General features: G+C 63.7%; 22 protein-coding genes. 8 read left to right on the top strand and 14 right to left on the bottom strand.

Annotation, left to right across the window (positions count from 1 at the left end; all coding sequences use genetic code 11):
• Nucleotides 1-60: 60 nt before the first annotated feature.
• The 3 genes from gyrB to dnaA all read right to left on the bottom strand — a co-directional run bounded on the left by gyrB (nucleotide 61) and on the right by dnaA (nucleotide 5,328).
• Nucleotides 61-2,553, bottom strand: a complete 2,493-nt coding sequence (gyrB, locus tag GTP44_RS19630) for a DNA topoisomerase (ATP-hydrolyzing) subunit B (RefSeq protein ID WP_161020754.1) — start codon at nucleotides 2,551-2,553, stop codon at nucleotides 61-63.
• Between the two features lie 108 nt (nucleotides 2,554-2,661).
• Nucleotides 2,662-3,768, bottom strand: a complete 1,107-nt coding sequence (gene dnaN / locus GTP44_RS19635) for a DNA polymerase III subunit beta (RefSeq protein ID WP_160991933.1) — start codon at nucleotides 3,766-3,768, stop codon at nucleotides 2,662-2,664.
• 153 nt (nucleotides 3,769-3,921) lie between these two features.
• Entirely contained in the window at nucleotides 3,922-5,328 is a 1,407-nt protein-coding gene (gene dnaA / locus GTP44_RS19640) for a chromosomal replication initiator protein DnaA (RefSeq protein WP_160991932.1), read from the bottom strand.
• A 377-nt stretch (nucleotides 5,329-5,705) separates the two neighbouring features.
• Between dnaA and rpmH the strand changes: the two genes are divergently transcribed.
• From rpmH to mnmE, 5 genes are all read left to right on the top strand, one after another.
• Nucleotides 5,706-5,840 (top strand): 50S ribosomal protein L34, encoded by a 135-nt coding sequence (gene rpmH, locus GTP44_RS19645; protein ID WP_040378179.1) that lies wholly within the window; start codon nucleotides 5,706-5,708, stop codon nucleotides 5,838-5,840.
• A gap of 24 nt (nucleotides 5,841-5,864) precedes the next feature.
• Entirely contained in the window at nucleotides 5,865-6,314 is a 450-nt protein-coding gene (gene rnpA, locus GTP44_RS19650; RefSeq protein ID WP_161020773.1) for a ribonuclease P protein component, read from the top strand.
• Entirely contained in the window at nucleotides 6,311-6,574 is a 264-nt protein-coding gene (gene yidD / locus GTP44_RS19655) for a membrane protein insertion efficiency factor YidD (protein ID WP_160991931.1), read from the top strand. The genes rnpA and yidD overlap by 4 nt, the downstream gene beginning before the upstream one ends.
• 9 nt (nucleotides 6,575-6,583) lie before the next feature.
• Entirely contained in the window at nucleotides 6,584-8,338 is a 1,755-nt protein-coding gene (yidC, locus tag GTP44_RS19660; RefSeq protein WP_161020755.1) for a membrane protein insertase YidC, read from the top strand.
• Nucleotides 8,339-8,406: 68 nt separating this feature from the next.
• Nucleotides 8,407-9,786, top strand: a complete 1,380-nt coding sequence (mnmE, locus tag GTP44_RS19665) for a tRNA uridine-5-carboxymethylaminomethyl(34) synthesis GTPase MnmE (RefSeq protein WP_161020756.1) — start codon at nucleotides 8,407-8,409, stop codon at nucleotides 9,784-9,786.
• 20 nt (nucleotides 9,787-9,806) lie between these two features.
• On the opposite strand, the gene GTP44_RS19670 is transcribed toward mnmE, so the two are convergent.
• The 4 genes from GTP44_RS19670 to GTP44_RS19685 all read right to left on the bottom strand — a co-directional run bounded on the left by GTP44_RS19670 (nucleotide 9,807) and on the right by GTP44_RS19685 (nucleotide 12,310).
• Nucleotides 9,807-10,109 carry a type II toxin-antitoxin system RelE/ParE family toxin gene (locus GTP44_RS19670; RefSeq protein WP_160991928.1) on the bottom strand — a complete coding sequence of 101 codons (303 nt, stop codon included), beginning with the start codon at nucleotides 10,107-10,109 and terminating at the stop codon, nucleotides 9,807-9,809.
• A complete protein-coding gene (locus tag GTP44_RS19675) occupies nucleotides 10,106-10,336 on the bottom strand; it encodes an addiction module protein (protein WP_161020757.1) in 231 nt (76 codons plus the stop codon). The genes GTP44_RS19670 and GTP44_RS19675 overlap by 4 nt, the downstream gene beginning before the upstream one ends.
• 73 nt (nucleotides 10,337-10,409) lie before the next feature.
• Nucleotides 10,410-11,342 carry an SMP-30/gluconolactonase/LRE family protein gene (locus tag GTP44_RS19680; RefSeq protein WP_161020758.1) on the bottom strand — a complete coding sequence of 311 codons (933 nt, stop codon included), beginning with the start codon at nucleotides 11,340-11,342 and terminating at the stop codon, nucleotides 10,410-10,412.
• Nucleotides 11,339-12,310, bottom strand: a complete 972-nt coding sequence (locus GTP44_RS19685; RefSeq protein ID WP_161020759.1) for a GGDEF domain-containing protein — start codon at nucleotides 12,308-12,310, stop codon at nucleotides 11,339-11,341. Before GTP44_RS19685 ends, GTP44_RS19680 begins: the two co-directional genes overlap by 4 nt.
• A 268-nt stretch (nucleotides 12,311-12,578) precedes the next feature.
• On the opposite strand from GTP44_RS19685, the gene GTP44_RS19690 reads away from it, so the two are divergent.
• Complete coding sequence (locus tag GTP44_RS19690) at nucleotides 12,579-12,785, top strand: hypothetical protein (protein WP_161020760.1); 207 nt, start codon at nucleotides 12,579-12,581, stop codon at nucleotides 12,783-12,785.
• A 15-nt stretch (nucleotides 12,786-12,800) separates the two neighbouring features.
• Here the strand turns inward: GTP44_RS19690 and GTP44_RS19695 are convergent, their stop codons facing one another.
• Nucleotides 12,801-13,439, bottom strand: coding sequence for an Hpt domain-containing protein (locus GTP44_RS19695; RefSeq protein ID WP_161020761.1), 639 nt, complete (start codon nucleotides 13,437-13,439; stop codon nucleotides 12,801-12,803).
• 13 nt (nucleotides 13,440-13,452) lie between these two features.
• Nucleotides 13,453-14,406 (bottom strand): CAP domain-containing protein, encoded by a 954-nt coding sequence (locus tag GTP44_RS19700; RefSeq protein WP_160991922.1) that lies wholly within the window; start codon nucleotides 14,404-14,406, stop codon nucleotides 13,453-13,455.
• A gap of 133 nt (nucleotides 14,407-14,539) precedes the next feature.
• Here GTP44_RS19700 and pssA point away from each other — a divergent pair, with 133 nt between their 5' ends.
• Nucleotides 14,540-15,298, top strand: a complete 759-nt coding sequence (gene pssA / locus GTP44_RS19705) for a CDP-diacylglycerol--serine O-phosphatidyltransferase (RefSeq protein WP_160992004.1) — start codon at nucleotides 14,540-14,542, stop codon at nucleotides 15,296-15,298.
• Here pssA and GTP44_RS19710 read toward each other — a convergent pair.
• Nucleotides 15,295-16,206, bottom strand: coding sequence for an aldo/keto reductase (locus GTP44_RS19710; protein WP_161020762.1), 912 nt, complete (start codon nucleotides 16,204-16,206; stop codon nucleotides 15,295-15,297). The two genes, pssA and GTP44_RS19710, sit on opposite strands and share 4 nt — an antisense overlap.
• Nucleotides 16,207-16,253: 47 nt before the next feature.
• Between GTP44_RS19710 and GTP44_RS19715 the strand changes: the two genes are divergently transcribed.
• The gene (locus GTP44_RS19715; RefSeq protein WP_161020763.1) at nucleotides 16,254-17,555 is read left to right on the top strand and encodes an EAL and HDOD domain-containing protein; all 1,302 of its coding nucleotides are present in this window, start codon (nucleotides 16,254-16,256) and stop codon (nucleotides 17,553-17,555) included.
• A 46-nt stretch (nucleotides 17,556-17,601) separates the two neighbouring features.
• Here GTP44_RS19715 and GTP44_RS19720 read toward each other — a convergent pair whose 3' ends face one another.
• Genes GTP44_RS19720 through GTP44_RS19735 form a run of 4 tightly spaced genes read right to left on the bottom strand, consistent with a single transcriptional unit; the run spans nucleotide 17,602 to nucleotide 20,923 of the window.
• The gene (locus tag GTP44_RS19720; protein WP_161020764.1) at nucleotides 17,602-18,747 is read right to left on the bottom strand and encodes a D-alanyl-D-alanine carboxypeptidase family protein; all 1,146 of its coding nucleotides are present in this window, start codon (nucleotides 18,745-18,747) and stop codon (nucleotides 17,602-17,604) included.
• Between the two features lie 42 nt (nucleotides 18,748-18,789).
• A complete protein-coding gene (locus tag GTP44_RS19725; RefSeq protein WP_161020765.1) occupies nucleotides 18,790-19,458 on the bottom strand; it encodes an alpha/beta hydrolase in 669 nt (222 codons plus the stop codon).
• A 4-nt stretch (nucleotides 19,459-19,462) separates the two neighbouring features.
• Nucleotides 19,463-19,780, bottom strand: a complete 318-nt coding sequence (locus GTP44_RS19730; RefSeq protein WP_160991917.1) for a (2Fe-2S) ferredoxin domain-containing protein — start codon at nucleotides 19,778-19,780, stop codon at nucleotides 19,463-19,465.
• 27 nt (nucleotides 19,781-19,807) lie between these two features.
• Nucleotides 19,808-20,923 carry a VanZ family protein gene (locus GTP44_RS19735; RefSeq protein WP_161020774.1) on the bottom strand — a complete coding sequence of 372 codons (1,116 nt, stop codon included), beginning with the start codon at nucleotides 20,921-20,923 and terminating at the stop codon, nucleotides 19,808-19,810.
• Between the last annotated feature and the right edge of the window lie 36 nt (nucleotides 20,924-20,959).

The following is a 20,959-nucleotide window of genomic DNA, read 5'->3' on the forward strand; positions in this document are numbered from 1 at the left end:
ATAAATGTCTCAACGAATGGTTCTCAAAATCTCACTTTATGGGTCCTGCTACACATTTGTTTAGACGTCGATGTTGCCAGCACGAAGTGCATTGGTTTCAATGAACGCGCGACGTGGTTCCACGTCATCACCCATCAGCGTCGTGAAGATCTGATCCGCCGCGATCGCATCCTCAATCTGCACCTTCAGCAAACGGCGCACGGTCGGGTCCATGGTGGTTTCCCACAGCTGTTCCGGATTCATCTCGCCCAGACCTTTGTAGCGCTGTTTCGACACCACGCGTTCCGACTCATCCCGCAGCCACTGCATCGCCTGGTGGAAGTCGACCACCGCCGATTCCTTGGTGCGTTCGCCTTCGCCGCGGCGCACGAAGGCGCCTGGGCCGATCAGGCCGGTGAAGGTGGCGGCGGCTTCGGCCAGTACGCGGTAGTCGGCGCTGAGGACGAAGTCGGCGTCGATCGAGCTGACTTTGACGTTACCGTGGTGCATGCGCTCGATCCACAGCGCGTGCTTCTCGTTCAGCTCGTCCGACCGCACGCTGACTTTAACGGCGATGTCGTTGATGTTGCTTTCCAGCGCGCGGGCCGAGGCTTCGGCCGCTTCCAGCGTGCTCATGTCCAGCTGCACGCCGGTCATGATGGCGGTCAGCGCGGCGCGGTCGATCACGCGCGTCAGACGCGTCATGATGACGTTCGACAGGTTGAACTGGCGCACCAGTTCGCTCAGCGGCTCGCCCTGGATGACGTCGGCGCCTTCGCGCGGCGTCAGCGCGGCGGTGTTCAGCGCTACATTCATCATGTAGGTGGCTTCTTCGGCGTCGTCCTTCAGGTAGCGCTCGTCGCGGCCGGCTTTCACTTTGTACAGCGGCGGCTGGGCGATGTAGATATGGCCGCGCTCGACCAGCTCCGGCATCTGGCGGTAGAACAGCGTCAGCAGCAGGGTGCGGATGTGGGCGCCGTCGACGTCGGCATCGGTCATGATGATGATGCGATGGTAGCGCAGCTTCTCGACGTTGAATTCGTCCGGGCCGATCGAGGTGCCCAGCGTGGCGATCAGCGTGGTGATCTGTTCCGACGACAGCATCTTTTCGAAGCGCGCCTTTTCCACGTTCAGCACTTTACCGCGCAGCGGCAGAATCGCCTGGAATTTGCGGTCGCGGCCTTGCTTGGCCGAGCCGCCCGCAGAGTCACCCTCGACGATGTACAGTTCGCACAGCGCCGGGTCGCGTTCCTGGCAGTCGGCCAGTTTCGACGACAGGCCCAGGCCGTCCATCACGCCTTTGCGGCGGGTCAGGTCGCGGGCCTTGCGGGCCGCTTCGCGCGCGCGCGCCGCTTCAACGATCTTGCCGCAGATGATTTTGGCGTCGTTCGGTTTTTCCTGCAGGTAGTCGGACAGCGTCTTGGCGACGATCTCTTCGACCGGGCCGCGCACTTCGGACGACACCAGCTTGTCCTTGGTCTGCGACGAGAATTTCGGCTCCGGCACTTTGACCGACAGCACGCAGGTCAGGCCTTCGCGCATGTCGTCGCCGGAGATTTCCACTTTGGCTTTCTTGGCGAAGTCGTTCTCGTCGATGTATTTGTTGATGACGCGGGTCATCGCCGCGCGCAGGCCGGTCAGGTGGGTGCCGCCGTCGCGTTGCGGAATGTTGTTGGTGAAGCACAGCACCTGTTCGTTGTAGGCGTCGTTCCACTGCATCGACACGTCGACCGAGATGGTGGTGTTCTGGTCCGACTGGCGTTCGCCGGTGGCCTGGAACACGGTCGGGTGCAGCACGGTCTTGGCTTTGTTGATGTATTCGACGAAGCCGCGGGTGCCGCCTTCGAAGGCGAACAGTTCTTCCTTGCCGGTGCGCTGGTCGGTCAGCTTGATGTTGACGCCGTTATTCAGGAACGACAGTTCGCGGATGCGCTTGGCCAGGATTTCGTAGTGGAATTCGACGTGGGTGAAGATTTCCTCGTCGGCCCAGAAGTGCACGTCGGTGCCGCGCTTGTCGGTTTCGCCGATGACCTTGATCGGCGAGACCAGCACGCCGTCGCGGGTTTCCAGTTCGCGGTTCTGCGCGACGCCGCGCACGAATTCCATCTGGTGCACTTTGCCGTCGCGGCGGATGGTCACGCGCAGCAGTTTGGACAGCGCGTTGACGCAGGACACGCCGACGCCGTGCAGGCCGCCCGAGACTTTGTACGAGTTCTGGTCGAACTTGCCGCCGGCGTGCAGTTCGGTCAGCACGATTTCGGCCGCCGAGCGTTTCGGCTCGTGCTTGTCGTCCATCTTCAGGCCGACCGGGATGCCGCGGCCGTTGTCGGTGATCGAGATCGAGTTGTCCGAGTGGATGGTGACGTGGATCTCGGTGCAATAGCCGGCCAGCGATTCGTCGATCGAGTTGTCCAGCACTTCAAACACCAGGTGGTGCAGGCCGGTGCCGTCCGAGGTGTCGCCGATATACATGCCGGGACGTTTGCGGACCGCTTCCAGACCTTCCAGGATCTGGATCGAGGAGGCGCCGTATTCTTCGTTCTTTGGGACTGGTGCTGCGTTCTCTTCGGACATGTGCTGCTTTCTGAATATATCGATTGTCTACTACGTCATCCCGGCAGAGGCCGGGATCCATGCTGAGCATGCGTTCTATGGGTTCCGGCGTGCGCCGCAACGACGGGCTTAAATGCGCATCGGCATGACGACGTATTTGAAGTCGGCATTGTCCGGGATCGAGATCAGCGCCGACGAATTGGAGTCGCCCAGCGCGACATTGATCTGGTCGCATTTCAGGTTGTTCAGCACGTCCAGCAGGTAGGTGACGTTGAAGCCGATGTCGACGCTGTCGCCGCCGTAGTCGATTTCCAGTTCCTCGACCGCTTCTTCCTGGTCGGCATTGGTGGAGCTGATTTTCATCAGGCCCGGCTCGATGATGCAGCGCACGCCTTTGAACTTGTCACTGGTCATGATGGCGGCGCGTTGCAGCGAACGCAGCAGCTCATCGCGGCCGATGATGAATTCGTTCTTGTAACCCTTGGGGATCACGCGGGTGTAGTCGGGGAACTTGCCTTCCACCAGTTTCGAGATCAGTTCGATGTCGGCGAAGGTCAGCTTGACCTGGTTGGCGGCGATGTCGAGTTGCACCGGCTCGTCGTTTTCTTCCAGCAGGCGCTGCAGTTCGATGATGGTCTTGCGCGGGATGATGACTTCCTGGCGCGCGAACGACTGTTCGGTCTCGACCTGGCAGAACGCCAGGCGGTGGCCGTCGGTGGCGACGGCGATGACGTGGTTGCCGTCCAGGACCAGCAGCAGGCCGTTCAGGTAGTAGCGGATGTCCTGCTGCGCCATCGAGAAGTGCACCATGTTGAACAGGTGCTTCAGGGTTTTCTGCGGCAGCGTGACGGTGGCGCTGTAGCTGTCGGCCTGTTGCACGGTCGGGAACTCTTCGGCGGCCAGGGTTTGCAGCGCGAAGCGCGATTTACCCGACTGTACCGCCAGGCGCTTGTTTTGCAGCGTGATGGTGACGTCGCCCGATTCGGGCAGCGCGCGCAGGATGTCGAGCAGCTTGCGCGCGGCCACGGTGGTGCCGGTCACGTCGGGGCCGGAGCCGATGTCGGCCTTGGTGGTGATCTGGACTTCGGTGTCGGTCGACAGGAAGGATACGCTCTCGCCCTCTTTGCGGATGAGGATATTGGCCAGAATCGGCATAGTGTGCCGACGCTCGACAATACCGCTCACGATCTGCAGTGGCCGGAGTAGCGTATCTCGGGTGGTTTTGACCAATTGCATAGATTATCCTCAGTAAAAATTAACGTTGTTTCAATTCTTTTTGCCTTGTGAGCAGGCGGACAGGTTTGACTAAATGATAAAGCCAAACTAGCCGTGCCGCCAGCCTTGCCACCGCCGTCACACCGGCTTTCGCCGGTGTGACGACGCGTATGCTTAACCCTTCAAGGTTTGCTCCAACACGTGCAGCTCGTGGTTGCATTCCGGATTCTTGGTGCGGTCCAGCGCGATCTTGCGCACGGCGTGCAGCACCGTCGTATGGTCGCGGCCACCGAACAGCTCGCCGATTTCCGGCAGCGACTTCTGCGTCAGCTCCTTGGCCAGGTACATGGCGATCTGGCGCGGGCGGGCGATGTTGGCCGGCCGGCGCTTCGAGTACATGTCCGCCACCTTGATGTTGAAGAAGTCGGCCACGGTCTTCTGGATGTTCTCCACCGAAATCTGGCGGTTCTGCACCGACAGCAAATCCTTCAGCGCTTCCTTGACGATATCGATCGTGATGTCCTTGCCGTGGAAACGCGAATACGCCAGGATCTTGCGCAGCGCGCCTTCCAGCTCGCGCACGTTGGAGCGCAGGTGCTTGGCCACGAAGAAGGCGACATCATCCGAGAAGGTCACGCCTTCCTGCTTGGCTTTCTTGAGCAGAATCGCCACCCGCATTTCCAGCTCCGGCGGCTCGATCGCCACCGTCAGGCCGGAGTCGAAGCGCGAGATCAGGCGATCATCCATGCCGGTGATCTCCTTCGGATAGGTGTCCGAGGTGATGATGATCTGCTTCTTGGCGGCGATCAGCGCTTCGAACGCGTAGAAGAATTCCTCCTGCGTGCGGCTCTTGCCGCCGAAGAATTGAATATCATCGATCAGCAGCATGTCCAGCGAGTGGTAGTAATGCTTGAAGTCGTCGAAGCCCTTGCGCTGATAGGCGGTCACCACGTCGCGCACGTACTGCTCGGCGTGGATGTAGCGGATGCGCGCGCCCGGCTGGTCGGCCATCACCTGGTTGCCGATGGCGTGGATCAAGTGGGTCTTACCCAGGCCCACGCCGCCGTAGAAGAACAGCGGGTTGTACGACACGCCCGGATTGTTGGCCACCTGGATCGCGGCGGCGCGCGCCAGCTGGTTGGCCTTACCGGTGACGAAGCTGTCGAAGGTGAGGTCGGTGTTGATCTTGCTTTGCTCGCGGCGCGGCTGGGCCGAGGCCGGCATTTCCGGCACCGACGGCGCGGCCTCGGCCATCGCCAGGCGGGCGTTGTTGCTGGGCGCGCCGCCATTGATGTCCGGCACCGGCGCCACCGTGGCGGTGGGCTTGCGCGGCGCGTTCAGGCGCGGATCGAGCACAAACTGCACCTCGGTCGGCTGCTCCCAGTACTGGCAGGCCAGCGCCGTGATGCGGCTGGCGAACTGGGTTTTGACCCAATCGAGCTTGAAGCGGTTGGGCGCGGCCACGCGCAGCTTGCCCGCCTCGTAATCGAGCGGGATAAGCGGCTTGATCCAAGCGCTGAATTGTTGCGGCGTCAGCTCCAGCTCCAGCTGGGCGGAGCACGTCTGCCAGAAATTTTCCATGAATCGACTGCCTGTGTTCTTGCTGTATAAGGGTGTGGGCAACTTTGAAGTTTTTCACACGTAACGCGCTATTCTACTCTCGTCCGCCTAAGTTATCCACAGGCGCGCCAGGATTTTTTGCGCGCCGGGCGCTCGCCGGGACGCCGGGGCGGGGCAGTCAGTTGTTGACAAGCCGGGCCGAAATGCTGATAATTCAGGGTTCCCCGCCCGTATTCCTTGTTTCTTCACATGGAGTAGCGAGGATTTAGCGGGCGATGAGATGGACCCAGCTTGTGCCGGATAGCGTTGGCATGGGTGCGCGAAGTGTCATTGGCACCAAAAACTGACGGGCCGTCTGACCCGATTTTGCATTTTTTTCTGCTTTAAGCGAGACCAACATGAAACGTACTTACCAACCTTCCGTTGTACGCCGTAAGCGTACCCACGGCTTCCGCGCACGCATGGCTACCCGTGGTGGCCGCCAGGTGCTGAACGCACGCCGCGCCAAAGGCCGCAAGCGTCTGGCTGTATAAGCTAGTCACTTGTTAGCTGATCGCGTGGACAGCTGCGTTACCAGCGGCTCGACAGGCGAAGGTTCACACGACTTCGCGCGCGCTCGGCGTATCGTTAAAACGGATGAATTTTCATCCGTTTTTCGTTTGCGCCCCAGCCAAAAAAGCGCGCACTTCGTGCTGTACACCCGTCTGAACCAACTGCCGCATGCGCGGCTGGGGGTCGTGGTGGCCAAGCGCTTCGCGCCGCGCGCCGTCACCCGCAACACGATCAAGCGTGTCACCCGCGAACTGTTCCGGACCACCGGCCTGCCGCCCCTCGATTGCGTGGTGCGCCTGGCCCGACCGGTCAACAGCAAGGACGGACCCGCCACCACTGCAAAGCTGAAAGCGGCCTTGCGGGTGGAATTGGCACGTCTGTTCGCCGCGCAGGCCAAATTGTCCGGCAAGCCGGGCTTGCCTCCGGCGCCGCCGCCTCTATCTGGGGCGCCATGAAAACCGTGCTCCGCCTCCTGCTGCGTTTTTATCAACTGGCCATCAGCCCGATGATGACGCCGAGCTGCCGCTTTTATCCGAGCTGCTCGAACTATGCGCTGGAAGCGTTGCAGGTGCACGGCGCCGCCAAGGGTAGCTGGCTGGCGCTGCGGCGCGTATGCCGTTGCCATCCGTGGCATCCGGGCGGGCACGATCCGGTGCCGCCGGCCGACGGCAAAACGAATTCTTCATCGACCGCTTGCGGTTGCAACCACTCCTGAAAATACCTAATGGATATCAATAAACGTACTATCCTGTGGATCGTGTTTGCGGTGTCGCTGTTTGTTCTGTGGAACAACTGGCAAGTCTCGAACGGCCATCCATCGATGTTCGCGCCGCCACCGCCGGCGGCCAAGGCGCCTGAGGCGAAGAAATCCGACGTGCCGGCGCCTGCCGCCAGCGCGGCCGCAGCGGCCGTGCCGGGAGCGGCCACGCCCGCCGCCGATGCCGCGCCGTTCAAGGCCGAGCGCATCACCATCACCACCGACGTGGTGCGTGCCGATATCGATACCCAGGGTGGCGTGATCCGTCGCCTGGAACTGCTGAAGTACAAGGAAAACGGCCACCCGGGCTGGTTCGGCGGCTGCTTCGGCCTGTTCGAGTGGTGCAAACCGGGCGACAACAGCAAGAACATCGTGCTGTTCGACGTCGACGCCGGCACCGGCAAAACCTATCTGGGCCGCACCGGCCTGATCGGCGCACCGGACCTGCCGAACCACACCAGCGGCTTCGTCGCCAAGCCCGGCCCGCGCATGCTGAACGACGGCAACCAGGTGCAACTGGTGCTGGAATCGGAATCGGGCGGCGTCAAGCTGACCAAGACCTTCACCTTCAAGCGTGGCGACTACGTCATCGACGTGCGTCACGACGTCACCAACATCGGCAGCGCGCCGGTGGCGCCGCAGCTGTACCTGCAACTGGCGCACGACGGCAACAAGCCGCCCGGCGACTCCTTCTTCAACAGCAGCTACACCGGTCCGACCATGTACACGGAGGAGAAGCGCTACGAGAAGCTGCACTTCGACAAGCTGGAAAAAGCCGCGCAGGAAGCCGAGAAAACCGGCAAGCCGGTGCTGCAGGACCATGTCACCAAGGCCGACAACGGCTGGATCGCGATCTCGCAGCACTTCTTCGTCTCGGCCTTCATTCCGCAGCCTAAGCTGATGCACGACATCACCACCGAGAAGATCGGCACCAATCTGTACGGCATCAGCGTCAAGCAGCCGCTGGGCACCATCGCGCCGGGCGCGACCGTGTCGAACGACGCCCAGCTGTTCTCCGGTCCGCAGGAAGCGCAGCTGCTGGAAAAAGTCTCGCCGGGCCTGGAGCTGGTGCGCGACTACGGCTGGCTGGCGATGATCGCCAAGCCGATGTTCTGGGTGATCGAGCACATCCATACCTTCACCGGTAACTGGGGCTGGACCATCATCGCCTTCACCATCCTGATCAAGCTGCTGTTCTTCCCGCTGTCGGCGGCCGGCTACCGCAGCATGGCCAAGGTCAAGCTGGTGACGCCGAAGATGCAAGCCATCCGCGAGCGCTACAAGGGCGATCCGGCCAAGATGAACCAGGCCACGATGGAACTGTACAAGCAGGAGAAGATCAACCCGCTGGGCGGCTGCCTGCCGATCCTGGTGCAGATGCCGGTGTTCATCGCGCTGTACTACGTGCTGCAGTCGGCGGTGGAAATCCGCGGCGCGCCGTGGATCGGCTGGATCAGCGACCTGGCGCAGCACGACCCGTATGCGATTCTGCCGGTGCTGTACGCGATTTCGATGTTCATCACCACCAAGCTGAATCCGGCGCCGGCCGATCCGATGCAGGCCAAGATGATGCTGTTCATGCCGCTGGCGTTCTCGGTGATGTTCTTCTTCTTCCCATCCGGCCTGGTGCTGTACTGGGTGGTGAACAACGTGCTGTCGATCTGTCAACAGTACGTGATCAGCAAGAAATTCGGCACACCGCCGGAGCCGGCCAAGGCTTAAGACGGTAAGCTGTTGCTTAAAAGCCCGTGTTGATCGCGGGCTTTTTTTATATCCCCTACAATTCGTCTATGAACCTCGACTCTTCCCCCATCGCCGCCATCGCCACCGCGCCCGGACGCGGCGGCATCGGCGTGGTGCGCGCCTCCGGCAAACAGCTGCCAGCACTGATCACCGCGCTGTTCGGCACCGACGCCTTGAAGCCGCGCCACGCCACCTACCTCCCGTTCAAGCAGGCCGACGGCGGCATCATCGACCAGGGCATCGCCATCTGGTTCAAAGGCCCCAATTCGTACACCGGAGAGGACGTGCTGGAGCTGCAAGGCCACGGCGGCCCGATCGTGCTGCAGATGTTGCTGCAACGGGTGCTGGAGGCGGGCGAGCCGATCGGACTGCGGCTGGCCGAGCCGGGCGAATTCACGCGCCGCGCCTACCTCAATGACAAGCTGGACCTGGCGCAAGCCGAGGCGGTGGCCGACCTGATCGACGCCTCGACCGAGGCGGCGGCCAAATCGGCGTCGCAATCGCTGTCGGGCGCGTTCTCCAAAACCGTCAACACGCTGGTCGGCAGCGTCACCAACCTGCGCATGCTGGTCGAGGCGACACTGGATTTCCCGGAAGAAGAGATCGACTTCCTGGAAAAATCCGACGCGCGTGGGCAACTGAAGGGCATTGTTGACGCTTTGGAGCAAGTGTTCAAACAGGCGGCGCAGGGCGCGTTGCTGCGCGAAGGCCTGAACGTGGTGCTGGCAGGGCAGCCCAACGTCGGCAAATCATCGCTGTTGAACGCGCTGGCGGGCAATGACGTGGCCATCGTCACGCCGATCGCCGGCACCACGCGCGACAAGGTGACCGAGACCATCCAGATCGAAGGCATTCCGCTGAACATCATCGACACCGCCGGCATCCGCGCGCCGGACGAGGCGGTGGACGTGGTGGAACGCATCGGCATCGAGCGCACCTGGGGCGAGGTCGGCAAGGCCGACGTGATCCTGCACCTGCTGGACGCCGACCACGGCCCGTCGCGCGCCGACGAGGGCATCATGGCCGCCTTCCCGGATGGCGTGCCGGTGCTGCGCATCTGGAACAAGATCGACCTGTCCGGCCACAAGCCGGCGGTGGACGTGATGGACGACGTCACGCACATCTACCTGTCGGCGCACGAGCAGGTCGGGATCGACCTGCTGCGCAAGGAACTGCTGCGCATCGCCGGCTGGCAGCAGACCGGCGAATCGCTGTACCTGGCGCGCGAACGTCACCTGATCGCGCTAAAGAACGCCGGCGCCCATCTGGCGCGGGCCGGCGAGCACGCCGCGCAGAACGACCAGTCGCTGGACCTGTTCGCCGAAGAACTGCGGCTGGCGCAAGTGCAGCTATCGAGCATCACCGGCGCCTTCTCCTCTGACGACCTGCTGGGCGTCATCTTCAGCCGCTTCTGCATTGGCAAATAACACGGGTCAGTTCAAGAATTTTATGGCTGGCGCTTTTTCCAGTAGCCCGGCCGCCGGCGGTGGTGGGCTACTGCGAGGATAAGAATTTGATTCGTTGGCACTTGGTGCTGATAAATCAGCGAGAAAGGAAAGCGCCGGATGACAAGTTTTTGGAGTGTGTCACTTATGCGTGGTTGCGCGTTCGGATAGACCTGAAGAAGTTGAATGGCTCTTTTAACTTCGGCGGAGAAAGCTTTGCCCAGATTTGGAAATAGCGCCTCGTAAAATAACACGGCTTCTTTTAGCTCCGCTTTTGCATCGGCATGGAAGCGAACGGTTGTCACGGCAGATGGCGATCTAACTCGCTGAATACCTCATCGGCGGAAAAAGTTTTTGCTTTTCCACTTTCGACCTCCGCCAGTCGCGCCTCCGCTTCAAATCGCCAGGCTTCTTCAATATCCCCAGACTCTACTGGTTCTAATGATTCCAGTAGGTACGTCGCCAGATGTGCTTTTTCGTCCGAAGTCAATTCGGACAGCTTCTGCTTCAGTTCTTTCAGCGGTTGTGACATACACGCCTCTCTTCAGAATGTATCATTCATTATAGCGTCGCACAAAAACCTTAATCAGAAGTGGAAATGCTGTCTAGTACGGCGAGCCGGTGACGTCGAGTTTGATCTGCCAGACGGCGCCGGCGCCGGTGATGTACAGGGTCTTGCCGTCGGCGCCACCGAAGGCGGCGTTGGTGACGTTGGCGTCGACCTTGATCGTGGCGATCTGCTTGCCGGCCGGTGTGAATACCCGCAGCCGCTGGTCGGTGTGCTCGCTGACGTAGAGGTTGCCGTAGCAGTCGACCGCCATGCCGTCGGGTACGCCCAGCTTGTCGACCAGGTCCTTGCCCGCCTGCGGCACGCCGTTGACGATGGCGTAGGCGCGCAGCACGCCGTGCTCGCCCACCATGCCGTTCACGTACAGCACGTCGCCCTTCGGCGACAGCGACACGCCGTTTGGATTGGTCAGCGTGTCGTCCACCACCGTGATCTTGCCGTCGGTGCCGACGCGGTACACGCGCGTCTTCTCTTGGCCGCCCGGCGCGGCGGCGCGCTGGTAATCCGGGTCGCTGAAGTACAGCGTGCCGTCCGCCGCCAGCGCCAGGTCGTTCGGCGAGTTGAAGACCTTGCCTTCAAACTTGCCCACCACGTCGCTGCGCTTGCCGTCCAGCGTGTACAGCGACACCGATTTGAATTTGTGCGTCGCCGCCAGGATGTTGCCGGCGCCATCGGTCGCCAGGCCGTTGCTGCCGCTGTCGGCGATCGCCACGCTGAGCTTGCCGCTGGCGTCGAGCTTCATGATGCGCGACGGGAAGCCCGGCCCGAAGGTGAAGTCGGAGAAGTACAGCGCGTCCTTGATCCACACCGGTCCTTCGTACAGCCCCGGCTCGCCGCGGGGGCTGTTGGCGGCGGCGATGCGTGTGGCGCTCAGTTCGCCGGACGGCGGCTGGCCGCCGCAGACGGCGGCAGCATGGGTGTAGGGCGCCGCCAGCATGGCCGCCACGGTCAAGACACTGCGTAACTTCATGCTGCATTCTCCTGCTGATGTTGGTAGATGATGACGCAGTCGCGTCCGGCTTTTTTGGCGGCGTACAGACAGCTGTCGGCGGCGGCCAGCATGGCGGCGGGCTCGGCCAGCCGGTCCTTGTCGAAGGTGGCCACGCCGATGCTCAGCGTGACGTGCGGACGCGCCGCCGCCGGCGCGTGCATGATGCCCAGCGCGGCGATCCGGGCACGGATGCTTTCCGCCACCAGCGCGGCCTGCTCGGCGTTGGTGTCCGGCAGCACGGCGCCGAATTCCTCGCCACCGTAGCGCGCCGCCAGGTCGCCCGGACGCTGCAGGGTGGCGGCAAAGGCTTCGGCCACCCGCGTCAGGCAGGCGTCGCCCTGCTGGTGGCCGAAGTGGTCGTTGTAGGCTTTGAAGGAGTCGATATCCATCAGCAGCAGCGACAGCTGGCCCTCGTGGCGCGTGGCGCGCCGCAGTTCGCGGTCCAGCGCGACGTCGAAGTGGCGCCGGTTGGCGATGCCGGTCAGGCCGTCAACATACGATTGCGCGCGCAGTTGCTCGGCCTGGCTGCGCAGCTGGCGCTCGCGGCCGACGATGGTGCTGATGTCGCTCACTTCGATCAGGCAGTAGCGCTCCTTGCCCTCGCTGAACGGCGTCACCGACACCTGCTGCTCGACGCGCTCGCCGCCCCAGCTACCGGCCGGGTACAGCGGGAACGGCGACGGATTGAGCGCCGGCGACAGCTGCTGCGGCAGGTTGCTCTGCATCGCGCTCAGCACCGCCTGCTCCAGCCGCTGTCCGCGCAGCTCGCCGTACAGGTCGAACAGGTCCTGGCCGAGCACGCGGTGCGACGAGCGGCCGGAACGGCTGGCCATCCACTGGTTCCACATGACGATGTGGTGCTGGGCGTCAATGACGATCAATCCCAGTTGCGCCAGCCCGAGCACGCGCGCGGACAGCAGGGAGGAGGAGGTGCCGGATTCAGACATGCGTGCTTTTTCCTGAGGGCGAATAGTAGACATGATTATAAGGCGCGCCACGCGGCTTGCATCAACTATCGTTTCCCCCTTTTTCATTGAAAAATATATCGTCCGTTTCAGCCTCAGCGGTAGATGTGGCCGCCACGTTTCTCCTGCTATTATTGATTGTCGCAAATGGTTGTGCGGCGTCATGCAACCGTTGAGAAATCTCATGTACGCGGCAATTCCGCTGAAGTAACCTTGCAACTTATTGAGCTTCGCCTCGAAGGAGGGGATCGTGGAACCGATACAAGAGAGCATCGCCGATGACGGGGCGGTCCGGCCGCCCAACCTTTCCACGCCCACGCCGCCGATGCGCGCGCGCCACCTGCTGCCAGCCAAGGGCGCGTGCTGGTACTGCGAAAAACCGTTGGACAATGTGCGTCGTTTTTGCGACAAGGAATGCGCCGAGGCGTTTGACGAAGAAAAGGAATACACCCGCTAGCGCGCGGGCCGGCCGTCAGTCGATCGCCGCCTGCAAGGCCGCCAGCGCCGCTTCAAAATCGAACTGGTGCGCCGCTTCGGTCACCTCCTGAAACACTTCCATGCCCAGGCTTTGCGCCAGCACCGTGGCCGATTGTTCCAGCATGTCGATCGCCGCGCCATCCCCCTCGTCCAGCAAGCGCGCCAGATGCCGCAGCAGCATGCGGGTTTCCGGCACCGCCGGCGCTGGCGGTGCGCTGCGTTCCAGCATCTCGCGCCGGTCGCCTTCCAGCACCTCGTCGATAACATTGATCAGGCTGCGCAGCGCCAGTTCCAGCTGGGTCAGCGGCGCCGCCCACGCCGGCGCCGGCGCGGCGCACAGCGGTTCCAGCTGCGCCGCCAGCAAATACACCTGCTGCGCGCCGATCATGCCGGCCGCGCCCTTGAGCGTGTGGATGATGCGCTGCGCATGGCCCGGCTCGTTGTTGTCGAAGGCGGCGCGCGCCTGGCTGCCGCTGTCCGGGTAACGCTGGCGGAAGCGGCGCAGGATCTGCAGATAGAGCTCGCGGTCGCCCATCAACTGCTGCAGGCCCGTTTCCACCTGCAGCACATGGCCGCCGGCGGGAACCGCCGGGAGCGGCGGACTGGTGGTGGTCTGGTGGTCGTTGTTTACCATGCGGACGCGGCGCCTATTTGGTGGTGAACGACCAGTTGCGCGTGACGGCCACACCCGCCACCGTGCCGCTGAAGCTGACGTCGTAGGTGGTGGTGGCGGCCAGCGGCGCCAGCGGAATGATGGCGGCGGCGCTGCGCACATTGTTGTTGTTGCCGGCGTCGAAGCTGAGCAGGCGGGTGGTCAGCGCCGCGCCGCCGCGCGGGGTCACGGTAAAGCTTTGCACCGTCACCGTGCCGCCGGTGCTGCCGTAGGCGTCCGCGTGCACGCTGATCGGGTAGCCGACCAGGTTCTGGTTGGGCACCGGGTCCGGCGCCTCGGTGTCGCTGTAGAAGTTGACCGGCACGCCGGTCTGGTTGTTGAACGGATACGTGACCAACTGGCCGCGCCCCAGGCTGTTGTAGCTGCCGGTCACGCCGAAGTCGGCGGTGAAATAGGTGTAGCCGCCGCTGACGGTGGCCGAGCCGACGCCGATGTCGCGGAAGGCCGGGTCGAACATCACGTAGCGGTGGTAGATCGCGGTGATCAGCTCGTCCGCCTGGTAGAAGCCGGTGGTGTTGGTGGTGGCGGAAATCACCTCGCCGGCCGCGTAGACGCTGCCCAGCGTGTAGCCGGCGGCGGTCAGGCGGTCGGTCAGCTGCGCGCCGGTGAAGCCGGGCTTGCCGGCGGTCTGTTCGTGGGTGATGCTGTTATTGGCACGCTGATAATCGGAGTGGCCTTGCGCGGCGGTGTCGATCTGGCTGTTACGCGTCAGCACCGACACGCCGACCTGGCTGCGCCGGTAGTTGATCCAGTTGAAGCCGTCGGTGGCGTTGTTGTTGGTCAGCGTCGGCGCGCCCGCCGCCGGCGCGGGGGTATTGTTGGCGGCCTCTTTTTTGCGTACCGCTTCCTCATCGGTGCCGCCCATGCCGCACCCCGCCAGCAGCGCAGTCGCCAGCGCTCCCGCCAATATCCGACGCCATTTTTCCATGATTAACTCCTGTGTCATGCTGACAATTCTAAGCTGTATTTTAAAAGTGCTGCACGCGGTAGCGTGGACGAAAATGGTAAGCTTGCCGTTTCTTTCGGATTAGCCTGTTTTGAAGCCATTACACCGCCAGCGCATGCAGCGCGCCAAATTTGCCCTGCCCAGCATCGTCACCCTGATGTCGATCGCCTGCGGCTTTGGCAGTATCGTCATTTCGGTCGACAACGCCGCCGACGGCCTGGCCGCCGATTATCGCCTGTCGGCGATGCTGCTGGTGCTGGCCGGCGTGTTCGATGCGCTGGACGGTTTCGTGGCGCGCGCCACCAACACCCAATCCGATTTCGGCATGCAACTCGATTCTATCGCCGATGTGATGAATTTTGGCTGCGCGCCGGGCTTGCTGTTGTATTGCTGGGGCTTCCACCAGCTCGGCGCCGACTACCCGACGCTGCTGCGCCTGGGTGGCATGGCCAGTTTCTTCTTTGTCGCCTGCGGCGCGCTGCGGCTGGCACGCTTCAACGTCAACGTCGGCCGCACCGATCCGCGCTATTTCGTCGGCATGCCGATCACCGCCGGCGCCGCCTGTGTGGCCTCGGTGGTGGTGGCGTGGCCGGACCCGGCAGCCACGGTGTCGCAGGGCAGCCTGGTCGTGCTGCTGTTGTTCGTGGTCGGCACGCTGATGGTGTCCACCGTGCGCTTCCCCAGCTCCAAGCAAAACAAGAGCTGGGGCGCGCTGGTGGCCTTGCTGATCAACCTGGGCTTGCTGGTCTGGCTGCGGCAGGCGTACTTCGCGCTGTTCTTCCTGGTCTACATCGTCGGCACGCTGGCGCTGAACGCGGCCTGGCGCACCGGCTGGACCGGCGTGGCGCCGCCGCTGGTCTACCACGACGATTAAGCCACCTCGTGGCCGCGCGCGGCGCGCAGGATTTCAAACCACTGGCTGCGGCTCAGGCTGAACTGGGTCGCCGCCACCGCTTCCCGCACCGCCTCGATGCGGCCCGAGCCGGTCAACGGCAGCGGCCGGCTTGGCAGCTGCATGATCCACGCGAACACCACGCTGCCGAATGGGCGCTGCAACTCGTCGGCCACCTGCTGGATCGCCGCGCGCACGCGCGCGCCGGCGGCGTCGTCGCCATTGAACAGGCGGCCGCCGGCCAGCGGCGACCAGATCATCGGCGCCACGCCCAGGTCCTGCAGGCCGTCGAAGGTCTCGTCGAAGATCGGCGCCACGTGCAGCGGCGAGCATTCCACCTGGTTGGTGGCCAGCGCGATGCGCCGGTTCAGGCTCTCGAACTGGTGGCGGCTGAAGTTGGACACGCCGAAGTGCCGCACCTTGCCGTCCTGGCGCAGTCGCTCAAAGGCGCCGGCGATGTCATCGAAGTGCATCAGCGGGTCCGGACGGTGGATCAGCAGCAGGTCCAGATGGTCGGTGCGCAGCTGGCGCAGCGAGTGCTCGGCCGAGGCAATGATGTGGCTGGCGCTGGTGTCATAGTGCTGGATGGTGTGCGCCGGGCGCGCCGCCGACACCAGCTTGATGCCGCATTTGCTGACGATCTGCATCTGGTCGCGCAGCGACGGCTGCAAGGCCAGCGCCTCGCCGAAGCTGGCCTCGACGCCATAGCCGCCGTAGATATCGGCGTGGTCGAAGCTGGTGACGCCCATCGCCAGCGCCTGCTCGATCCAGTCCAGGCGCTGCGGTGGCGTCAGGTGCCATTCGTTCATGCGCCACATGCCGGCGACGATGCGCGACAGCGTCAGGCCGCCAGCATAGGTGACGACGGCAGGGCAGGACAGGTCGGCCATGACATACTTTCCAAGCGTAAATGTGAGGCAGGAATTATAGTATGATCATGACGTCTGCCAGACCGAACGGAGAGATCAACGTGGGATTTTTGTCGTTTCTGAAGTCGAAGCCGGAAGCGGGCGCGGCGCCGGCGGAGCAGGCCGCCGACGCCGCGCCGTCGGCGGACGCCACGGCGGTGCTGCTGACCCGCACCGAGATCGTCGATAAACGCCAGCGTCTGGCCGGCTACCGCTTTGGCGCCGACGCGCCGGCGCCGGTGCTGATCGAGGCGCTGGTGGTGGCGCAGGTGCCGGAGTTCGCGCAGCAGCGCATGGCGCTGGTGCCGCTCAGCGCCGAGGCGGTGGCCGCCGGTCTGCATCTGCCGCTGGCGGCGCCGCACACGGTATTCCTGCTGGACCGCGACGCCGCCGAGGCCGCCGCCGTGCTGCGCGCGGCCGGCAGCCAGGTCGCGCTGCGCGGCGTGTCGCTGAACCAGAACGATGCCGACGTGGCGGCGCTGTCCGCCGCCCAGCTGGTGCTGTTGTCGCTGGATCAGCATCCGCTGAGCGAGTTCCAGGCGCTGTGCAGGCACCTGCATCTGCACTATCCGCATCTGAAATTGCTGGTCGATGGCGTCGCCACCTGGGACGAGCAGCGCATGCTGCTGTCGTGGGGCGCAAGCTATTTCATGGGCCCGTTCCTGACCACCGCCGACCAGGCCGACCCGGACGCCAAGATCGACCAGAGCCGGATGACCTCGATCGAGCTGCTCAACCTGCTGCGTACGGATGCCGAGCTGCCGGCCATGATCGAGGTGGCCAAGCGCGATCCGGGCATGACCTTCCAGGTACTGCAATGGGCGAACGCGCCGGCCAACGGCCAGACCACCAAGGTGACCAGCCTGCAGCAGGCGTTCATGGTGTTGGGGCGCAATCAGCTGTATCGCGGGTTGACGGTGTCGATGTTCCGGCTTGGCGGCGGCGCCAACCGGGAGCGCGATGCGTCGCTGCTGGAAATCGCGCTGACGCGCGCGCGCTTCCTGGAAACATGCAGCCAGCTGCCGGCGGCCAGCCGTGATGAGTTGTTCCTGGTCGGCTTGCTGTCGCTGTTTGATGTGTTGCTGGGCGTGCCGATGGATAAGCTGGTCGGCAAGATGCATCTGTCGGACGATATCCGCGCGGTGCTGCTGGGGGAGGCGGGGGTCTATCGCCCGTACTTGACGATGGTGTTGCTGCTGCAGCGCGACAAGATTGCGCCGGCGCTGGACATTGCTGGCGAGCTGGGCATTGATATCGACAGCCTGCCCGCGGTGGGACAGGCCGCCTTCGCGTGGGCGCAGGCGTCGCTGAAGTACACCAGCGCCGACTGATCCGCCGTCATTCCCGCTTGCGAGGGCGTGACGACGGGGGCGGTGCTTATTTGAGCCAGAGGCGGATCGAATCCCAGGCGCGGCCGAAGATCGAGGCTTGCTCCACGGTCTCCAGCGCCACCACCGGCAGTTCCAGCATCGGCTTGCCATCGACCACCATCTTCAGCGTGCCGACGCGGCTGTTGGCGGCCAGCGGGGCCACCAGCGGGTCCTTGCGCTCCAGCGCCGGCTTCATCTTGGCCGCCACGCCCTTCGGCACGGTCACCATCACGTCCTGCGCGAAGCCGATCTTGACCTCGCTCTTGGAACCTTTCCAGATTTCCGGCGTCGCGATCGCCTGGCCTTTCGAGTACAGCTTGACGGTGTCGAAGTTCTGGAAGCCCCAGTTCAGCAGCTTCTGGCTTTCCTGCGTGCGCACCTGGTCCGACGAGGTGCCCAGCACCACCGAGATCAGGCGGCGCTCGCCGGCGCCGTTGGGCCGCTTGGCCGAAGCGATCATGCAGTAGCCGGCCGCTTCGGTGTGGCCGGTCTTCATGCCGTCCACGGTCGGGTCCAGCCACAGCAGACGGTTGCGGTTCTGCTGGGTGATCTTGTTGTAGGTGAAGCTCTTCACCGAGTCGATCTTGTAGAACTCGGGGAAGTCCCGGATCACGTGCTGCGCCAGCTGCGACAGGTCCTGCGCGGTCGAATAGTTCTCCGGCGACGGCAGGCCGTGCGGGTTGGCGAAGTGGGTCGAGCTCAGGCCCAGGCGCTGGGCTTCCTTGTTCATCAGCACCACGAAGGCCGACTCGTCGCCGGCCACCGCTTCGGCCAGCGCCACGGCGGCGTCGTTACCCGACTGCACCATCAGACCGTACAGCAGGTCGTTGATGCTGACCGGGGTGGCCGGGTCGATGAACATCTTGGAGCTGGCGGCGTCGACCTTCCAGGCCTTGGTCGACACGTTGACCATCTGGTTCAGCGTGACCTTCTTGTCGCGCAGCGCGCCGAAGACCACGTAGGCGGTCATGATCTTGGTCAGCGACGCCGGCTCGATGCGGGCGTTCGGGTCCTGCGAAGCGATAATCTGGCCGCTGGTGGAGTCCAGCAGCAGCCAGGACTTGGCGGCGATGTTCGGCGCCGGCAGCGTTTGCGCCACGGCCGAGGTTATCAACATCACACTGGTGGCCAAAGCCGCGATAATTTTCTTCATGGGATCTGGGGGTAAAGTTAAAAGCCGGATGATTATAGTTGCTTAGTCGGCACTTGCGGCGTCCGCTTCAGCCCCGGTTAAGTCTGCGTGCCCCCACAACTGCATCACCCAGCTCTTGATGTGACCGAGCTTGCGGTGGAAGAAGTGGTCGGCGCCGGGAATGACGATGACCGGAATGTCCTGCGGCCGCAGCCAGTCCAGCACGTCGGCCAGCGGGATGGTGTCGTCCTGCTCGCCGTGGATCAGGATGGTGTCGGCCGGGATGTCGGCCATCTGCCATTTTTTGGCGGCGGCGCCGACCAGCACCAGGCGCTCGGCCGGCGTACCGGCGGCGGCCAGGCGCTGCGCCAGTTGCGACTGCACATAGGTGCCGAAGGAGAAGCCCGACAGCGCCACCGGCAGGCCGGGGAATTTCTCGGTCATCCACTGGTGCAGGATGGCCATGTCGTCGGTCTCGCCCTGGCCGTGGTCGTGCACGCCCTCGGACTGGCCGACGCCGCGGAAGTTGATGCGCGCCACCACGTAGCCGAGGCTGGCGAAGGTACGCATCAGCGTCACCGCCACCTTGTTGTCCATGGTGCCGCCGTACAGCGGGTGCGGGTGGGCCACCAGCGCGACACCGCGCGGCGCGGCGCCGTCGCGCGGATAGTCGAGGACGCCTTCGATGTTGCCGGCGCCGCCGGCCAGGGTGAATTTTTCGCTCATGTGCATGGACTCAGATTTTCAGACGTTCGACCACCTGGCCGTTGACCAGGTGGCTGTCGATGATTTCGTCGATATCGGCGGTGTCGACATAGGTGTACCAGGTGCCTTCCGGATAGATGACCAGCAGCGGGCCCTCTTCGCAGCGGTTCAGGCAGCCGGCCTGGTTGATGCGGACCTCGCCCTGGCCGTACATGTCGAGTTCCTTGCAGCGCTTCTTGGCGTGCTTTTGCGCCACTTCGGCGCCGTGGTCGCCGCAGCTGTTGCGGCCGTCGTCACGCTGGTTCATGCAGAAGAAGACGTGGTGTTTGTAGTAGGGTTGATCGCTCATCGCTGGTCCTCTCGGAAATCGTAGCCGCTATGATACCTTGGCGGCGTTCAGCTTGTGCGACGGCAGCCACAGGAACCAGACCGCGAAGAATGGCCACAGCAGCGACAGGAACTGGGCGGCGCCGTTGAAATTGAGGAATTTGCCCTGCACCCAGGTTTGCAGCGTGGCCACGAAATACGGGTTGGCCGGGGTGGTGTTGATGATCGCCAGGCCCAGCAGCAGGGTGGTGATGGCCAGCCGCCGCTGCGCCACGTGCGGCGCGTAGGCCAGGCCGGCCAGCATGATGGCGCCGATCAGGAAACCGCCCTCGGCGCCGGGGGTGACCCAGACGAAGGCGTTTTCCGGCGCGAACAGCAGCGCCGAAGACAGGCCCTTGACCAGCACCGAGGCGGCGATCATGGCCGCCACCAGCAGGCCGCGCGGGGCCGGCTTGCGCAGCAGGCATAGCAGCGTCAGGCCGGCGCCGACCATGCCGCAGGCGGTGATGATGGTTTCGGACAGCCAGTATTGCTCGACCGTCAGCTCGACGTCGGGGCGGATCAGGTTGCCCATGTCGATCTCCATGTCGAGCAGTTGCGACAGCCAGTCGGACAGGATGGGCAGCAGCTGGCCCAGGCCGTAGAGGAAGTTCTGCGGATAGATTTGCGCCAGCGGCCACAGCGCCAGCAGGACCAGCCCCTGGCTGGCGTGTGGCGCGAGCCAGGCCTGGCGCAGGCGTTGCAGCTCGCTCTGGTCGAGCAGGCGGCGCACGGTCAGCACGCCGATCAGGGCGCCGATGGCGCAGCCGGCGGCGTTGGTGTAGAAGTCCAGATTGGAAGACACGCGGGTGGGCAGGAAGGTCTGCACCGCTTCCATGGTGCCGGAGACCAGCGCGCCGCAGGCAGTGGCGATCAGCAGCGCCCACAGGTTTTTGATGCGCGGATACAGCGCGTAGACGATCAGCGTGCCGAGCGGCATGTAGCCGATGACATTGGTGATGGCGTCGAACATGGTCCACCAGCGCGGCAGCTTGGTGGTTTCCAGGAAGATGAACGGCGACAGGCCCTGGTTGTGCCAGCCGGAGAAGGGGAACCAGCTGGCGTAGATGATCAGGAACAGATAGGCCAGCAGCGCCGCGCGCGTGACCGGCGAGGTCCGGCTCATCGGCGCCAGCGGCGGCTTGTCCGGCGGTGGCGTGGT

This window comes from Duganella lactea, assembly GCF_009857505.1.
Classification (GTDB): domain Bacteria; phylum Pseudomonadota; class Gammaproteobacteria; order Burkholderiales; family Burkholderiaceae_D; genus Rugamonas; species Rugamonas lactea.

Coding starts and splice junctions, on each gene's coding strand:
- GTP44_RS19700 (WP_160991922.1), bottom strand. CDS start 14,406: ATGGAAAAATGGCGTCGGATATTGGCGGGAGCGCTGGCGACTGCGCTG.
- GTP44_RS19685 (WP_161020759.1), bottom strand. CDS start 12,310: ATGTCTGAATCCGGCACCTCCTCCTCCCTGCTGTCCGCGCGCGTGCTC.
- GTP44_RS19720 (WP_161020764.1), bottom strand. CDS start 18,747: ATGAAGAAAATTATCGCGGCTTTGGCCACCAGTGTGATGTTGATAACC.
- dnaN (WP_160991933.1), bottom strand. CDS start 3,768: ATGCAATTGGTCAAAACCACCCGAGATACGCTACTCCGGCCACTGCAG.
- yidD (WP_160991931.1), top strand. CDS start 6,311: ATGAAAACCGTGCTCCGCCTCCTGCTGCGTTTTTATCAACTGGCCATC.
- yidC (WP_161020755.1), top strand. CDS start 6,584: ATGGATATCAATAAACGTACTATCCTGTGGATCGTGTTTGCGGTGTCG.
- mnmE (WP_161020756.1), top strand. CDS start 8,407: ATGAACCTCGACTCTTCCCCCATCGCCGCCATCGCCACCGCGCCCGGA.
- GTP44_RS19715 (WP_161020763.1), top strand. CDS start 16,254: ATGACGTCTGCCAGACCGAACGGAGAGATCAACGTGGGATTTTTGTCG.
- GTP44_RS19735 (WP_161020774.1), bottom strand. CDS start 20,923: ATGAGCCGGACCTCGCCGGTCACGCGCGCGGCGCTGCTGGCCTATCTG.
- dnaA (WP_160991932.1), bottom strand. CDS start 5,328: ATGGAAAATTTCTGGCAGACGTGCTCCGCCCAGCTGGAGCTGGAGCTG.
- rpmH (WP_040378179.1), top strand. CDS start 5,706: ATGAAACGTACTTACCAACCTTCCGTTGTACGCCGTAAGCGTACCCAC.
- GTP44_RS19695 (WP_161020761.1), bottom strand. CDS start 13,439: ATGGTAAACAACGACCACCAGACCACCACCAGTCCGCCGCTCCCGGCG.
- gyrB (WP_161020754.1), bottom strand. CDS start 2,553: ATGTCCGAAGAGAACGCAGCACCAGTCCCAAAGAACGAAGAATACGGC.
- pssA (WP_160992004.1), top strand. CDS start 14,540: ATGCAGCGCGCCAAATTTGCCCTGCCCAGCATCGTCACCCTGATGTCG.
- GTP44_RS19730 (WP_160991917.1), bottom strand. CDS start 19,780: ATGAGCGATCAACCCTACTACAAACACCACGTCTTCTTCTGCATGAAC.
- GTP44_RS19680 (WP_161020758.1), bottom strand. CDS start 11,342: ATGAAGTTACGCAGTGTCTTGACCGTGGCGGCCATGCTGGCGGCGCCC.
- GTP44_RS19675 (WP_161020757.1), bottom strand. CDS start 10,336: ATGTCACAACCGCTGAAAGAACTGAAGCAGAAGCTGTCCGAATTGACT.
- GTP44_RS19710 (WP_161020762.1), bottom strand. CDS start 16,206: ATGGCCGACCTGTCCTGCCCTGCCGTCGTCACCTATGCTGGCGGCCTG.
- GTP44_RS19725 (WP_161020765.1), bottom strand. CDS start 19,458: ATGCACATGAGCGAAAAATTCACCCTGGCCGGCGGCGCCGGCAACATC.